The 14,947-nt window shown below is 65.3% G+C and carries 15 protein-coding genes; 6 read left to right on the top strand and 9 right to left on the bottom strand.

From position 1 onward, the window contains the following. Positions 1-3: 3 nt before the first annotated feature. Positions 4-768: a GntR family transcriptional regulator gene (locus tag FBY28_RS15275; protein WP_141868107.1), complete on the top strand. Its 765-nt coding sequence runs from the start codon at positions 4-6 to the stop codon at positions 766-768. Positions 769-794: 26 nt separating this feature from the next. On the opposite strand, the gene FBY28_RS15280 is transcribed toward FBY28_RS15275, so the two are convergent. After that, complete coding sequence (locus tag FBY28_RS15280; protein WP_141868108.1) at positions 795-1,271, bottom strand: MarR family winged helix-turn-helix transcriptional regulator; 477 nt, start codon at positions 1,269-1,271, stop codon at positions 795-797. A gap of 117 nt (positions 1,272-1,388) precedes the next feature. On the opposite strand from FBY28_RS15280, the gene FBY28_RS15285 reads away from it, so the two are divergent. Then, positions 1,389-1,883, top strand: coding sequence for a TspO/MBR family protein (locus tag FBY28_RS15285; protein WP_174241641.1), 495 nt, complete (start codon positions 1,389-1,391; stop codon positions 1,881-1,883). Positions 1,884-1,887: 4 nt separating this feature from the next. Here FBY28_RS15285 and FBY28_RS15290 read toward each other — a convergent pair whose 3' ends face one another. Genes FBY28_RS15290 through FBY28_RS15300 form a run of 3 tightly spaced genes read right to left on the bottom strand, consistent with a single transcriptional unit; the run spans position 1,888 to position 4,819 of the window. Next, complete coding sequence (locus tag FBY28_RS15290) at positions 1,888-3,327, bottom strand: cytochrome P450 (RefSeq protein WP_216847718.1); 1,440 nt, start codon at positions 3,325-3,327, stop codon at positions 1,888-1,890. Then, positions 3,324-4,136 (bottom strand): SDR family oxidoreductase, encoded by an 813-nt coding sequence (locus FBY28_RS15295; RefSeq protein WP_141868110.1) that lies wholly within the window; start codon positions 4,134-4,136, stop codon positions 3,324-3,326. The genes FBY28_RS15290 and FBY28_RS15295 overlap by 4 nt, the downstream gene beginning before the upstream one ends. Beyond that, complete coding sequence (locus tag FBY28_RS15300) at positions 4,133-4,819, bottom strand: hypothetical protein (protein WP_141868112.1); 687 nt, start codon at positions 4,817-4,819, stop codon at positions 4,133-4,135. Before FBY28_RS15300 ends, FBY28_RS15295 begins: the two co-directional genes overlap by 4 nt. Before the next feature lie 71 nt (positions 4,820-4,890). Between FBY28_RS15300 and FBY28_RS15305 the strand changes: the two genes are divergently transcribed. Next, a complete protein-coding gene (locus FBY28_RS15305) occupies positions 4,891-5,604 on the top strand; it encodes a TetR/AcrR family transcriptional regulator (protein WP_216847719.1) in 714 nt (237 codons plus the stop codon). On the opposite strand, the gene FBY28_RS15310 is transcribed toward FBY28_RS15305, so the two are convergent. From FBY28_RS15310 to FBY28_RS15325, 4 genes are read right to left on the bottom strand one after another with little or no spacing between them, the layout of a single operon-like run. Then, positions 5,595-6,560, bottom strand: coding sequence for an SIS domain-containing protein (locus FBY28_RS15310; protein ID WP_141868114.1), 966 nt, complete (start codon positions 6,558-6,560; stop codon positions 5,595-5,597). The genes FBY28_RS15305 and FBY28_RS15310 overlap by 10 nt on opposite strands. After that, positions 6,557-7,780, bottom strand: a complete 1,224-nt coding sequence (locus FBY28_RS15315) for a glucosamine kinase (RefSeq protein ID WP_141868116.1) — start codon at positions 7,778-7,780, stop codon at positions 6,557-6,559. The genes FBY28_RS15310 and FBY28_RS15315 overlap by 4 nt, the downstream gene beginning before the upstream one ends. A 2-nt stretch (positions 7,781-7,782) precedes the next feature. Continuing rightward, positions 7,783-9,087, bottom strand: a complete 1,305-nt coding sequence (locus tag FBY28_RS15320) for a glycosyltransferase (protein ID WP_141868118.1) — start codon at positions 9,085-9,087, stop codon at positions 7,783-7,785. Next, positions 9,084-9,707 carry a TetR/AcrR family transcriptional regulator gene (locus tag FBY28_RS15325; protein ID WP_141868120.1) on the bottom strand — a complete coding sequence of 208 codons (624 nt, stop codon included), beginning with the start codon at positions 9,705-9,707 and terminating at the stop codon, positions 9,084-9,086. The genes FBY28_RS15320 and FBY28_RS15325 overlap by 4 nt, the downstream gene beginning before the upstream one ends. Before the next feature lie 187 nt (positions 9,708-9,894). On the opposite strand from FBY28_RS15325, the gene FBY28_RS15330 reads away from it, so the two are divergent. From FBY28_RS15330 to FBY28_RS15340, 3 genes are all read left to right on the top strand, one after another. Further along, positions 9,895-11,283 (top strand): NAD(P)/FAD-dependent oxidoreductase, encoded by a 1,389-nt coding sequence (locus FBY28_RS15330; protein ID WP_141868122.1) that lies wholly within the window; start codon positions 9,895-9,897, stop codon positions 11,281-11,283. A gap of 12 nt (positions 11,284-11,295) precedes the next feature. After that, complete coding sequence (locus tag FBY28_RS15335; protein ID WP_216847720.1) at positions 11,296-12,753, top strand: aldehyde dehydrogenase family protein; 1,458 nt, start codon at positions 11,296-11,298, stop codon at positions 12,751-12,753. A gap of 298 nt (positions 12,754-13,051) precedes the next feature. Next, positions 13,052-14,479, top strand: coding sequence for an APC family permease (locus FBY28_RS15340; RefSeq protein WP_286178104.1), 1,428 nt, complete (start codon positions 13,052-13,054; stop codon positions 14,477-14,479). Here FBY28_RS15340 and FBY28_RS15345 read toward each other — a convergent pair. Next, positions 14,464-14,862 carry a hypothetical protein gene (locus tag FBY28_RS15345; protein ID WP_141868124.1) on the bottom strand — a complete coding sequence of 133 codons (399 nt, stop codon included), beginning with the start codon at positions 14,860-14,862 and terminating at the stop codon, positions 14,464-14,466. The two genes, FBY28_RS15340 and FBY28_RS15345, sit on opposite strands and share 16 nt — an antisense overlap. Positions 14,863-14,947 lie beyond the last annotated feature (85 nt).

The raw sequence follows: 14,947 nt of genomic DNA on the forward strand, positions 1-14,947 counted from the left end.
GCGGTGGCGAGTCACAGCGAGCAGTTGCGCCGCCGCATCGTCGCGGATGTGAACGCCGGGGACCCCGGAACCAAGCTGGGCAGCGAACGCGAGCTGGCTGAGCGGTATGGCACCAGCCGGACCAGTCTGCGGCAGGTGCTGGCCGCACTGGAGGAGGCCGGACTGGTGCACCGAGTCATCGGACGCGCCGGTGGGATATTCATCAGCCACGGCCAGGTCGAGCGCAACCTCTCCGACGTGGTGGGCGTGCCCGCCTTCCTGGCCAGCCAGGGCTATGTTGCCGGCTCGCGGGTGCTGTCGACCAAGATCGGCGTCGCCGACCAGACGACCCGGCAAGCGCTGCAGATCGGTCCCGGCGATTACGTCGTCGATATCACCAGGGTGCGGCTGGCGGACGGTTCGCCGATCTCGCTGGAACACGCCCAGTTGCCCGCGGACAGATTCCCGGGCCTGCTCGAACAGCAGCTCGGCGGCTCGCTCTACGAGCTCTTGGAGTCGCAATACGGTCTGGTCAACGGCCGGGCGGCCGAACGCATCGAGGCTGTCAACGCCACCGATGAGGAGGCGAGCCTGCTGGGCATCGAACCGCAGAGCGCGCTCCTGCTCATCACCCGCGTGACACATGACCAGCACGGCACCCCGTACGAGTTCTCGCGAGATCTGTTCCGTGGGGATCGGACCGCGCTGGCCGTGACCGCGCAGGGCAGGGGCCTGACGGGAGCCAAGTCAGGACCAGCCACCATCACGCTACAGAGCCAGACAGGCTGATCTCTCGATCTCACAAGCATTGCACGTCAACGGTTCTGTCCGAATGGTTGCTCGCTCTGGGGCGGAGGCGCAGCGCCGTCGCCTTCGGCTTGTCGGCTGCGCACCAGCTTCAACAGCATTCGGCGTAGTTCGGGGCCGTCATCCCCGATCACGGCAACCAGTCCCGGGTCCTTCTTCTCCCGCTCCACCAGCGTGGTGTACACCCGCCGGCCCGCCGCGGTGCTCGTGACCGTCTTGCGTCGCTCGTCTCGCGGATCGACCTGTCGGCTGACATAGCCGAGACGTTCCAGCCGTTCGACGGTGCGACTGGCCGTCTGGTCGGTGACCCGGCAGGCGTGTGCGATCTCGCGTTGGGTCGCGGGTCCGGTCGCGACCACGTGCAGCACGACCAATCCGGCACTGGACAGGTCATACTCGCCGAGGATGTGCTCCCAGGACTGTTCGACGAGCCGTGCCGCCATCGACAAGAGTCGACCGGTCGGCCAGCCGTCCAAGTCGTCCATCGAGATCTTCCTTCGTCGGCACTTGATATTATTCAGCAGGCTGAACAATATGGTGGGTGTCCGAGACATTGTGTCAGCACCGCAATGGCGCCGAGAAGCGAGCAGAAATGGACGCAGATGACTTCTGATATCTCTACCGAAGGTCGGTCCCGACACCTACGGGCACTGATCGTCTCGCTGGTTTCGGTGGCTCTTGTCGCGGCGTTGGGAGGACTGGCGTCGGCAGACGCGGCAAGCGATTACGGCAATCTCGCCCAGCCGGACTGGGCTCCGCCGCCGAACCTCTTCGGCCCGGTGTGGACCGTGCTGTACGTGTTGATGGGAGTCGCGGCCTGGCTGGTCTGGCGGGAGACTCCGCGGTGGACCAGCCCTGCAATCATCATCTATGCCGTCCAGCTCGTCCTGAATCTGCTGTGGTCACCGCTGTTCTTCGGCCTCGGTTGGCGCGGCGTGGCGCTCGTCGACATCCTGCTTCTCGACGTGGCCGTCGCAGCAACCATCGCCTTGTTCTGGAAGGTCAACCGGATTGCTGCGGTGATGCTGGTCCCCTACCTCGGATGGGTGCTGTTCGCGACGGCGCTGAACTACTCGATATGGTCGCTCAACAGCTGAGACCTCAGCGCAGTCGGCGCATCTCGATCGGCAATCCGTCCGCGGGCGTCGGGCCGGTACCCCACGTCATCCGGGGCTGGTATCCCTTGGGTACCGTCCATACGAATCGCCGAAGCATCTGGTGCATAACCGCTTTGACGTTCATATCGGCGAACTGCTGACCCAGACACTTGTGGACGCCGCCGCCGAACGGTGCGAACGCGTATCGGCTGACGGCAGCGAAATCGGCACCACCGGTGAAGCGATCGGGATCGAAATGGTCCGGGTCCGGCCACCAGTCGGCCAACCGCATCGACGCGTAGACATTGATCGCCACCTGGGCCTTGCGCGGGATGAAATGACCGGCCACCTCGGTGTCCTTCACGGCTTGGCGGAAGAGTGTGCCCGCCGGAGCGTACATGCGCAGGATCTCCTTGAACGCGGCATCCAACAGTGGATGGTCGCCATCCAGACGGTCCAGACCGAGTTCGTCGTCGCGGGTGTGCCAGGCCTCCTCTCGGAGCCGGTGCTGCCAGTCGGGGTTGCGTGCCAACTCGTAGACCAGCATCGAAATCGCGATCGCACTGGTGTCATGGGCGGCCATCAGCAGGAAGATCATGTGGTTGACGATGTCCTGGTCGCTGAAGCGATCACCTTCGGCACTGCGACTGTGGCACAGCATCGAGAACAGATCGGCGCCGTCGCCGGCCCGTCGTGCCGACACCTGGGCGGCGAAGTAGCGCTCCAGGCGTGCACGGGCGCGTAGCCCCCGCGCCCACGTCCCGCCGGGGACGTCTGCACGGATCAACGCCTGTCCGCCACACACCGTGTCATGGAAGTCCTGGGAAAGCCGCTCGGATTCCGCGCCGAGTCGGGCGCCGACGAATACCTCGGCGGCCTGGTCCAGCAGCAGTTTCTTGACTCCCTGGTAGAACGGGAAGCGCTCGGTGGCCGGCCAGCCGTCGACGGTGCGGGCGATCCCCGGCCACATCAAGCTCAGATAGCCGTCGAGCGCGGACCTGGTGAACGCCTGCTGCATGATCCTGCGGTGGTCTCGGTGCTCCTCGAAATCGAGCAGCATGATCCCGCGGTGGAAAAATGGTCCGATCACCGGTGCCCACCCACGGGTACTGGAGAATGCCTTGTCCCCGTTGACCCACACCGTTTCCAACGCGTCGGGGCCCATCAGCTGCACGATCCGAAAACCGACGCCGCCGGCCCAGGACACCGGGCCGTAGTGATCGTAGCGTCGCCGGGCGAACTCCAGCGGTTCGACGATCGAGCTGAGGACATGCCCGATGACGGGAAATCCGTAGTTGCCCATCACGGGTTTCAGATGGGAGTCACCGGGTGGTCGGGCCAGCGCGTGATCGTGGCTCGGGTATCGAGATGTCACCGTGGCGGCCGCAACCTGCAGATGGAGCTTGGCGGCCGCGACGGTATCGCCGGGAAGGATGGCTCTCACTGGCCGATCCTGTCCAGATAGCGGCGCCGGGCATCGGGGTCGTACTCCCCGGGCGGCCGCCGGAAGGTGGCCAGTCGCTTCATCATCTGCAGCACCGGCTCCGGCGCGGCCTCTTCGATGGTGCCCATGGGGGCCAGCCAGCGCGGTACGGTGATCTCGCGGCGGGGACGTTGTGCGCTGTCGGCGATGGCGACGGCGATGTCCTCGGGTTCGCGCGTGGGCAGCAAGTCCAGGGACACGCCCGCGGTCAGCTCGGTGTGCACGGCTGTGGGCATCACTGTGCTCAGTGTGACTGCAGTCGAGGCGATTTCGGCGCGGATCGCTCGCGAGAACGCCGCCACGCCGTATTTGGTGGCGCAGTAGACCGACATGCCCGGGGTCGTCACCTTGGCAGCCATCGATGCCACATTGACGATATGCCCGTGGTTGCGCGCCAGCATGCCCGGCAGGAAGGTGTGCACACCGTTGATCGGTCCGAGCAGATTCACGGCCACCTCACGGTGGTAGAGGCCCAGGCGGGTGTCGGTGAAGGCGCCCATGTACTGGATGCCTGCATTGTTCACCAGCATCACCGGCGGACCGTCGGCTGCGACAACGGTGTCGTGGAATGCGATCACGCTGGCAGGATCGGTCACGTCCAGATGAACTGCGGTGGAGCCGATTTCGGCGGACGTCTTATGCGCCTCATCGATGTCGAGATCACCGATCCAGACCTTGGCTCCCCGGCTGATGAGCTCGACCGCGGTGGCTCTGCCGATGCCGCGGGCGCCGCCGGTGATACAACAGACTGCACCATCGAGTGTGATCATGCCCGGACTGCCTTCTCATCGCTGAACTCGCGCAGGCCGAAGTATGCGATCAGCCGGATCTCGCCGCTGGGCAGGGTCAGTAGGGCGCGGCCGAGGTACAGCCCCGGCGTCAACTCGACCACCTCGTCACGGGTGCGCTTGATGGGGAACGTGCGCACGCTGGGGTTGCGGTACTCGGGCACGCCGTAGTCGAGGGCCCGCACCTTGATGAACGGTGCGATAGCGGCCGTGTCTATCTGGTGATCGAACTCGAATCCGATGGTCTCGTCGCCGCGTCGGCGCAGTCCGGTGTACAGCGGCGCGACGGCGCGCAGCGAGAACCGGCCCAGTGGGGACAACCGATTGAAGCCAGTGCCCGTTGCCATATCGAAGGTCTTTCCGCGCCAGGTCGGGTCGATCTTCATCAGCGGATTGGCCAAATAGGTTTCCGGGATGCCGAACAGTTTGCCGATGATCAGGCCCTCCATCGGGCCATCCGGCCCCTCTGGAGCGTGCCCGTTGGAGAACAGTTCCGCCAGCTGATCGAACCGCCCGTCGTTGCCGAGGTCACGAAGGTAATCCCAGCCCAGTCGGCGGGCCAGGACGGGCGTGGTCTGCGCGGTCAGACGCAGGTCATCGAGGACCGACGAGCTCGTCGGTACGGCTTGGTTCGGCTGCCTCGGGGTGATGGGGGACGCGGTCACGTGCTCTCCTCAAATCCGGCACGAATTCGTGCCACTTATATTCTGGCACCAGACCGTGCCAGAATGTGGAGGTGGTGTCAACGGTCGGCTCGCGGCAGAGCGCTGCCGGGTGCGACGATCTCCTCGTGCCCGATATCCCGCAGCGCAGTTATGCCGGGCAGACCGCCGATGCCAGGCGTAAGCACCGCCGCTCACGGCTGATCGAGGCCGCCGTCGATGCCATGGCCGAGAACGGCTGGCGTGCCATCACGGTGGACAAACTCTGCGCCGGCGCCGGACTCAACAAGCGCTACTTCTACGAAAACTTCTCCGATCTGGACGACGTGGCCACGGCAGCAGTCGACGACATCGCCGCCCAGGTGCGTGATGCCACCCTGGCGGCCGTGGCGATCGTTCTGACCGAATCGCTGGAGACGCAGGCCCACGCTGCCGTGAATGCGGTCGTGCGGACTCTGACGGCGGACCCGCGGCGTGCGCGCGTACTGCTGGGATCGGTGGCGAGTTCCCCTGCGGTGCAACAGCACCGAGGCAGCGTTCTGGCCGGTCTAACCGCGGTCCTGGTCGGCCATGCCCGCACTGTGCACAGCGTCGAATTGGAGTCCGACCCGTTGGCCCGTGTCGCTCCGGCCTTCATCATCGGTGGCACGGCGGACGCGATCCTGGCCTTTGTCGAGGGGAGCGCCGAAGTGAGCATCGACGACCTGATCGACAGCTTGGCCACCCTCTGGCTGATCACCGGTAATGGCGCTGCGGAGGTCGCCCGTGCCCGTCTCGATCAGCTCTGAGCCTGCCAGGCTCGGGCCGCGACGAGCTCGGGTACCAATGTCTCGGTGAGCAGGCGGACATCGTCGACCCCATCGCCCGGGTAGCGCACGCAGGTGGTCGCGGTGGGTACCTCACCGCCCACCGCAACCACGGTGGTCTGGCGCGGACCCGTCCACTCGGCCAGCTGGGCCTCCCATGCCGACCCGGCGAAGACCAGCATCCGCATATCGGTGTTCTTGGTGCGGTACACGTCGACATGGCTCCAATCGCCGGTCTCACAGCCGATGGCCGACCGCCGCGGACCCTCGCGGAACATCAGTGCACCCTGCTGGGCGGACGAGAGTCGGTGCGCCGGTGCGCAGAGATGTGTCTCGACCGGACCCAACAGGCACTCGGAAACTGTGGGAAGCCAGTCTGATTCACTGGTCAGCAGGTGGTCGCTGGCCTGGGCTGCCATCTCCACCGTGGCCGTCAGCTCATCGATGGGTGTTCCCGTCAGCTGGCACTCGAGCGCCAGCAGCAACACCACCGTGTGCTGGAAGCTTCGGCAGGCCACCCCGCCGAGCTCGGGCTCGGCCAGGAGTTCGACAGTGGCCGAGCAGCGTTCGGTGATGGCCGATCCGGCGGTGTTGGTCAGCGCCACCGTCGTGGCGGTGGAATCCAGGCGGTCGAGTGCGTCCAGTGTCTCCACCGACCCGCCCGACGCGGAGGTCGCAACGACCAGGGTGCCCGGCCCCCAGTTCGGCAGCAGCTGGGATGATGCGATGTCGGAGACTGCGCATACGCCACGCGCACGCAATCGTGCCGCGGCGACACCGGCTGCGTACGCGGAGGACCCCATGCCGAGGAAGACGACACGCGATATGTCCTCCGTGATCACCGACGCCCACGGATTCCGCTGTGCCAGAGCCATGGCCAGTTTGGACAACACCTCCGGCTTGCGGGTGAGGTCGGCGGCGAAGGCATCAGGATTCATCGGCTCATCTCGTGCAGTAGGGCGGGTAGGGCGGCATCGGGAACATACATCCAGCGGGGCAGATGGCGACCGGCGTAGACGATCTCACGCAGCACCTGCTGTAACCGCAGGGCGATGAGTGCACCGTCGACATGCAGTTCGGCGTGCCCGTTGTCGGCGAGCCTGCTCAGGTAGGCGTCGTAGAGCGCAGTGCGTGCCGTCAGGTCCACTGGTCGCAACTGCTCGGGTGTGAATTCACCGCGGCGGGCCGCGACGATGCCGACATGTGCCAAAGACTGGATGATCCCGGCCAGGTCGACCGCCGCCGGTGCGGGTAGCACACGCTCGGCCGGGGGGAGAACGGGATTGCCGTCGAAGTCGTTGATCAGCAACGTGTTCGACGAACTGAGGATCTGGCCCACATGTAGATCCCCGTGGGCGTCCAATATCGGTACACCGGCGAGAGCGGCCAGGTCCTGCAGAGTTGTCGCGATGGCGTCGGCGTGTCGGGTGAGAAGGTCGGCCAGCTGGGGATCGGCCAGACGGCGCGCGGCATCGAAGGTCGTGAACGCATTGTCACGCCAACGGCGGGCATCGGTGTCGGTCGCGATGGTGACTGTCGCGGCCAACGCGCAGTGCAGGTCGGCGATCACTTCCCCCAGTGCCGCACAGGTGCGCATCACGGCGGCGTGATCACCGGTTCGCACCGCGTCCAGAAACAGGTCGACGGCCCACGTCCAGCCATCGACCGCACCGGGCAGGTATCCGGTGACCGTTGCCACAAGGGTTTCCGGGCCGTCATCGGGCGCCCAGGTGAGGACCGCCCACGGCGTGGGCATCGCGGTGAAACCCGAAGCGATCAGTTGGGTCAGCCGTCCGGCCGCCGGGTGTGGCCCGCGCTCCAGGTGCGTGGCCCACTTCACCACCGCGGTATCGCCCACGATCACGGACTCGTTGGTCTGGTCGACCCCGACCGCTCGCTCGCCATTCGGCACCCGGCCGTTGGCCCACGACACCACTTCGAAACGGCCGGCCGAGATGCGACCGGCGGTGCCCACGATCAGCTCGAGCAGGGCTTCTGCCGCACCGTCACCGGGGCCGGCGCGACGGATCCCGTTGTCGCGGAACACCGGAACAGCTGAGAGCTCACCGTCGGCGCTGATGATCGCGAGCGCATGCCGATCCCCCAGGGGCAGCACATCGAGCGGGGTGGCGAGCGGATCGTCCGTATCCGGGAACACGGTCAGCTGCGGTGTTCGAGGCCGACACGTTCGATGACATCGGCCGCCACTCGCAGTCCGTCACGCTCGCGGATCTTCTCTCCGATCTGTGAGACCCGTTCGCGTAGATCGTGATCGGCCAGGATGCGGTCCAGGGCGTCGATCAGGTCGCCGTCGGCGAAGTGATAGGTGTCCAGTCGTACCCCGAGGTTCAGCTCGTCGATACGCTGCGCGTTCTCGTACTGATCCCAGAACAAGGGCAGGACGATCAGCGGCTTGCCGAAATGCAGTGACTCGGTGGTGGTGTTGTTCCCGCCGTGCGATATCACCGCATCGACCAGCGGGATGATCCTGGTCTGCGGCAACATCTGCTCACCGACCATGTTGTCGGCCAGCCGGATCTGGTCGGCTTGGGGGCCCTTGCTGACGATGAAGCGATGCGGCGTACGGCCCAACACATCGACCAGTCGTTGCATCAAGGCGACGTCGGCGGCACCCAGCGAGCCGAGCGACAGGTAGACCAGCGCGCTGCCCTCCGGGCGTTGCGCCATGCTCGGCGGAAGTTCGTAGGCGTCGTCGGTCTCTCGAATGCTGGAGTCGACGCGCGTCCAGGAGTCGTCGAGCGCGCGACGATCCACATAATCGGCCTCGGCGGGATAGATGTAGATGGTGGCGGCATTGTCGCGAGGCATGAACTCCAGCTCGGGGAGCTTCGCGGCACCCTGGTCGCGCACCCAGGCATCGAAATCCGCCCACATCGGGCGCAGGACACGGTCGAATTCTGCGCGATAGCTCTCCCATTCCGACGGGTCGTCACTGGGGAGTCCGGAAAACGGCGGCGGCACATCGGGTCCTGGCACCTCCAATGGACTACAGGAGATGAATCGGACGAAGGGCTTGCCGGCGGTGGCCAGCGCGGGGAACAGGATGACATTGTCTTCGACGATCACGTCGGGCTGATGGGTCGCGACGATCTCGCGCAGCCGCGCCTCGCTGTATTTCGCGCCGTCGATCAGCGCCTGGAACGTCGGTGCGATGAAGGACTCGATCTGTTCGATGGTCGGCTTGGCGAACTCGGGTGCGGTGCCGGCGATGAAATCGGTCCAGAACTGTCCGGCGTCGGCGTCGGCGTCCTGGGCACTCGGCTCGGCGAGGTCGACCAATTCTTCGACGAAACCGTACTTTTCGATCTTTCCTGCCCAGGACGACTCGGCGGCGAAGATGATGCGGTGGCCACGCTCCTGCAGCTTCGCTGCGACACCGATGCACTGGTTGGTGGGCCCGTAGGCGGACTCCGGCCAGAACATGATGGTCAGGGCTGTGCTCATCGTTTCTTCCTTTCGCCATGTTCTGTGCGGGGGAGGGGATGGCCGGTCGTCACCCGTGCGTAGTCGAGGATGAGCTCGGTTGAAGCGTCGGCATCCAGGCTGGGATGGCGTGCCACCATTCGATAGCCGTAGGCGTCCTCGAGTGCGACGATGTTGCGGGCGATGGTCAGCGACGGGGAGGTCAGGGTGAAGGTGCCCTGTGCCGCACCGGATTCGAGGATGACCTGGTACATGGCGACCTGGCGATCGAACAACGCCGTGAGCAGCACCCCGTAGGTGGGGTAACGGCCGGCCGCGCCACCGAGTTCGCACAAGAGTTTGACCGCCGGGTCGTCTGAATCCACCGGGAGACCGGATTCGATGGTGACGACCAATCGACGGTCTGGTTCGGCAATACCTTCGATGGCCCGCAGCCGGTCGTCGTAGAAGCGCTCCATCCCGGCGCGGTTGGCCTCGACGAGCAGGGTCTGTACGTCGGGAAAGTGATAGAGGACCGCGCCCGAGGTCAATCCGGCCTCGGCGGCCACCTGGTTGAGCTGCACATCGGCGCCATGTTTCATCACGGCGCGCTGCGCCGCGTTGAGCAACTTCGCGCGTCGTTCTGTACGGCTGACCGGCACGCCCCATTCCCCTCAGTCGGTGTGGACATCACTGTGCCAGATAACCGCCAGCGGTGGGATATAAATTTGAACAGTTACTCAGTTTTTACATCCCAAGACCCGCCTACGTGCGATGTTATGAATAGATGGCATTGAAGTTCAGTGCAAGTATGTTCCCGATGGTTCACCAGAGATACCGGAGCGCATCATGAGACCCGCCGACGAGTTGCGCGATGCCGTGCCGCGGCCCGTCTGGTGGGACGGAATGCAAACGGGACCGCGCAGTGAACCGCTGACCGGTCGGCAGCGTGCCGACCTGGTGATCGTCGGTGGGGGATACACCGGACTCTGGTCGGCCATCGAGGCGTTGACCGAGCACCCCGATCGTCGTGTCGTCCTGCTCGAACAGGACTGGATCGGTGCGGGGGCCTCCGGCCGTAACGGCGGCTTCGTCTCCGAATCCCTGACCCACGGCATCGCCCACGGTGAGGCGATGTGGCCCGATGAACTCGACGAGCTGCAGCGCCTCGGCCGCCAGAACGTCGAGCAGATCGCGGAGTTGCTCCAGCGGCATGATGTCGACGCCGATCTGCGCAGGGTCGGTAAGACCACGCTGGCCAGGACGGCTCACGACGCCGGTGCACTTCGGGCTGCGGTCGCGACGTACACCCGGCGCGGTGAGGACGTGCGCTTCCTCGACCGCGACGAGGTGCGCGCCGATATCCACTCGCCGGCCTTCGTCGGGGGCTTGAGGATCTCGGGCGGCGGGCTCGTCGACCCGATGGCCTTGACCCATGGACTGCGCTCGATCGCGGAGAAGCTCGGTGTCGCCGTCTTCGAGCGATCCGCGGCGACCGGCATCGAACGTTCGGGCGCCGGGCTGACCGTGCATTGCACCCACGGACGTGTCGACACCGCGCAGGTCTTGCTTGCCTCCAACGCCTATCCGCCGCTGCTGCGGCGGTTGCGCGCCTGGGTTCTTCCTGTCTACGACTATGTGCTGGCCACGGCACCACTGACCACAGAGCAGTTGGAATCGATCGGCTGGGCGCAGAACCAGGGGCTCACCGATGCGGGGAATCAGTTCCATTACTTCCGCCGGACCCGCGACGACCGCATCGTGTGGGGCGGCTACGACGCGATCTATCACTTCGGAAATGCCGTGCACAGCCGGCTCGAACAGCGAGATGCCTCACATCGTCTTCTGGCGCAGCACTTCCGACAGACATTCCCGCAACTGGGTTCGCTCCCGTTCACCCACAGGTGGGGCGGGGTGATCGACACCACGAGCCGGTTCACCCCGATCTTCGGGACCGCATACGACGGCAGGCTGGCCTACGCGGTCGGCTTCACCGGCCTGGGCGTGGCCTCGACGCGATTCGGTGCCCGGGTCGCTCTCGATCTGTTGGCGGGCCGCTTGACCGAACGGACCAGGCTGAAGGCGGTTACCGGCACCGCGGTGCCTTTTCCGCCCGAGCCACTGCGCTGGACTGCCGTGCAGCTCACCCGCGCCGCGCTGGCACGCGAGGACGAAACCGGCACGCGTGGAGTGCTTCTGCGCACCCTCGACCGGTTCGGTGTCGGCTTCAACAGCTGAGGAGAGAGAGCCATGACCACAGGACTTTTTCATCGAGGACGCCGGGCGGCCGGATCTGGGCACCAGCGCATGCTCATCGATCCCGCCAGCGGTAAGCCCACCTCGACCGTCACCGAAGCCACGGTGGCCGAAGCGGTCGCCGCGGTGACGGCGGCGACTGAGGCGTTCGGCGACTGGTCGCAACGTACCGCCGCCGAACGTGCGCGCGTGCTGTTGAAATGGGCCGATCTGATCGATGCGCACTCCGACGAGTTGACCGCGATCGAGGTGGCCGAAACGGGGAAGCCGGAAGCGGTCTTTCGCGATGGCGAACTGCCTTTTGCGACGGACAATCTGCGTTTCTTCGCCGGGGCGGGTCGGTCACTTGACGAGACGGGCGCCGGTGTTCTCAGCGCCGGTTACACGTCGATGATCGTGCGCCGACCCGTGGGGCCGGTGGTGGGCATAGCCCCGTGGAACTTCCCGATGATCATGGGGCTGTGGAAGATCGGCCCCGCGCTTGCCGCCGGGAACACCATCGTGATCAAACCGGCGCCGACGACACCGACGAGCACGCTCTACATTGCCGAACTCGCCGTCACGGCCGGTATTCCGCCCGGCGTGCTGGAGGTGGTGACCGGTGGTGACGATATCGGGCAGGCATTGGTGGCCGATGAACGGGTTCAACTGATCTCGATCACCGGATCCACTCGCGCCGGTCGACAGGTGATGTCGTCTGCCGCAGTCCGCGGTGCGCGCGTCCACCTTGAGCTCGGCGGAAAGGCTCCCTGCTTGGTGTTCGAGGACGCGGATCTGGATGCGGCGGCGCACGGTATCGCCATGGGGGCGACCTACAACTCCGGCCAGGATTGCACGGCCGCCACGCGTGTGTACGCCCACACATCGGTCTTCGATGACCTCATGGATCGCCTCGTGCGTGTCTTCGGTGAGATCCGGGTCGGCGACCCACGTGATCCACGCACCGATATCGGACCCTTGGTCAGTGTCGAACATCGTTCCGGTGTACACAATTTCGTGGAACGTGCCGTCACCTCCGGCGCCACGGTCCGGGTGGGCGGTGTCATTCCGGAGGGGAACGGCGCCTACTATCCGCCGACGTTGATCACCGGGGTGCAGCAGTCTGCGGAGATCGTGCAGAACGAGGTGTTCGGTCCGGTGCTGGTCGGGCTGCCGTTCGTCAACGAGGCGGACGCGATTCGGTTGGCCAACGACTGTCGGTACGGTCTGGCCTCGTCGGTGTGGACGACCGATGTGGCGCGGGCGTTGCGGGTCGCACATGCCATCGAGGCCGGTGTCACCTGGGTCAACGATCACCTCCCGATCGCTTCGGAGGCGCCGCACGGCGGCGTAAAGGCCAGCGGTTTCGGCAAGGATATGAGCCAGGCGGCGGTCGCCGAGTACACGGTGGCCAGGCACATCATGGTCAAGCACGCGCCGCGTGCTGCGCACGACTCGTTCCGACCGTCATGAAAAGCACTGTGCTGCAGGAGTGAGAGCGGTAGATGACAGCTCCGGAGTGGTCCTCACGGACGGTCCGGAGCATAGTCGTGTGCGTTGAAGTATCCGAAAAATGTTGATGTGTAAGAATTTTGTTCTATCTGATGCGCTGACGAGCGTGTGGGTCTAGCGTGTGAACCGCACCGGACACCCGTGAGAATTACTCCGGAACAGCGTGATACGCGAAGAAGGCCCTCATTCGGGGCCGCACCTGATCGACACGGCCGACATGGATGTCGGGTACTCGTTTCTGAAAACAATGGAGGATCGCATGGCGACCAGGAATGATCCCGTTGCGCTGCATTCGGTAGACGAAGTGCTGCCTCGGAAGATGCGCTGGTTCGATGGCTTCGCGATGGCCATGACGATGCCTGCGGCGCTCGTGGCGACTTTGGGCGCGTCGATAGCCGGCCTGGGCGGCTGGGGTGCGGCGGTGTTGTGGGCGATCTCGATGGTGATTTCGATGGCAGTGAACTGGATCTACATCGAACTGGCGGCGATGTTCCCCGATGCGTCCGGCGGTATCTCGGGATATGCCGCGGAGGCATGGAAAAGGCGGGTGCCGTGGTTCGCCCCGCTGGCGGGTGTCGGCTATTGGCTGCCGTGGGGGTCGAATCTGGCCACCTACGGCTCCTTCACCGGCCTGCTCGTGCAATCGCAGTGGTTCCCGGATCAACTGTGGTCGATGGACTTCGGGCCGCTGCATCTGAATTTCCCGATCGCCGTCGGGCTGATCGTCATTTTCGTCCTGTACGGGATCAATATCATCGGAGTTCGGGTCACGATGGCCTTCGTCTATGTGACCGCCGCCATCCTGATGGTGCCGCTGGCGGTGTTCGTCATACTGCCGCTCTTCAGCGCCGACTGGGCCCCCATGGACCTGACCTGGAACCTGCACGGATGGGCGGGCCTACACACGGCGATCGTCTGGTTGTACGTGATGGCTTGGACGACATTGGGCATCGAGGTCTGTGCAACGTTCGCCTCGGAATACCGCGACCCGGTCCGCGACACCGCGCGCGCGATTCGCGCCTCCGCGTTGTTCTGCCTCGGGGTGTTCTTTCTCGTCCCGCTCACGCTCGGTGGATTCGCCGGAGAGCAGGCGATCAGCGAGAACCCCTCGACATTCTTCGTCGCCAGCTTCTCGCAACTGACCGGCGCCGGTGCGGACGTGATGGTGTTGTGCCTCATCGCATCCCTGGTGTTGGTGATGTTGACCTCGGTCGCCGACGCCTCCCGGGTGCTGTTCAACATGGGCAAGGAGGGCATCACCGTCCGGGCGGTGGGCAAGCTCAACAGCCGGGGTGTACCGGTGCGGGCTCTGAATGTGATGCTGGTGCTCAACATCGTTCTGTTGGTGGTGCTTCAGCAACCCTTGGCCATCATCGTGACCGGCAACCTGGGCTATATCCTGGCCCACGTGCTGGCGTTGGCCGGCTTCGCGCTGCTGCGTAAGGACCGCCCCGACGCCGTCCGTCCCATCCGGTTACCGCGCGTGTTCGTGCCGCTGTCGGTAGGTCTTTCCGCTCTGCTCGCGGTGCTGCTGGTCGTGGGTGCCACGGGGTTCTCCATCACCGGTTACGGGGGCGTGTTGGAGTTGGGTATCGCATTGTCGATCCTGGCCGCCGGCGTGGTGCTGTGGTGGTTCGTCCAGCGTCAGGATTCCGCGGACGCGCGCGCCGATCAGGGCAGTGCGTAATCCATCGGCGGACCGTTGAGGTTCATCGCCTCGCGATGGACCACTGTGGTGGCGATCTTTTGCTCGCCGCGTGCAACACCCACGATGGACACCTCGTCGTCGACCGCGAAGGCCGCGGAGGTGCCTCCCAGCTGACTGCCACGTGCGGTGACCCCATGGGTCTGATCGTCGACGAGGAAGGTGCGTGCCACGCCGTCTGGCCCCATCGCGGTCAAGGATGTCGGCGACACCGCGATCAACCGACCCTCTTGGATGATCGGCTGGACGGCGTGGGCGACGGGACTGGGAGCGGATTCGGGCGCGGTCGGCGGCTGCGCGCCCACCGCGTGCATGATCAGCGCGGTGGCCACCGCGGCGAACGCAACGGCGAACGAGATCGTCATGCTGATGGTCGTGCTGCGGGGCGTCCGCCGCGCGTGCTTTCCCTGTCGCATGTCTGTTGACCTCCTCCGGCTGAACGCGGGTTAC

It is taken from the genome of Arthrobacter sp. SLBN-53, assembly GCF_006715585.1.
Lineage (GTDB): Bacteria > Actinomycetota > Actinomycetes > Mycobacteriales > Mycobacteriaceae > Mycobacterium > Mycobacterium neoaurum_A.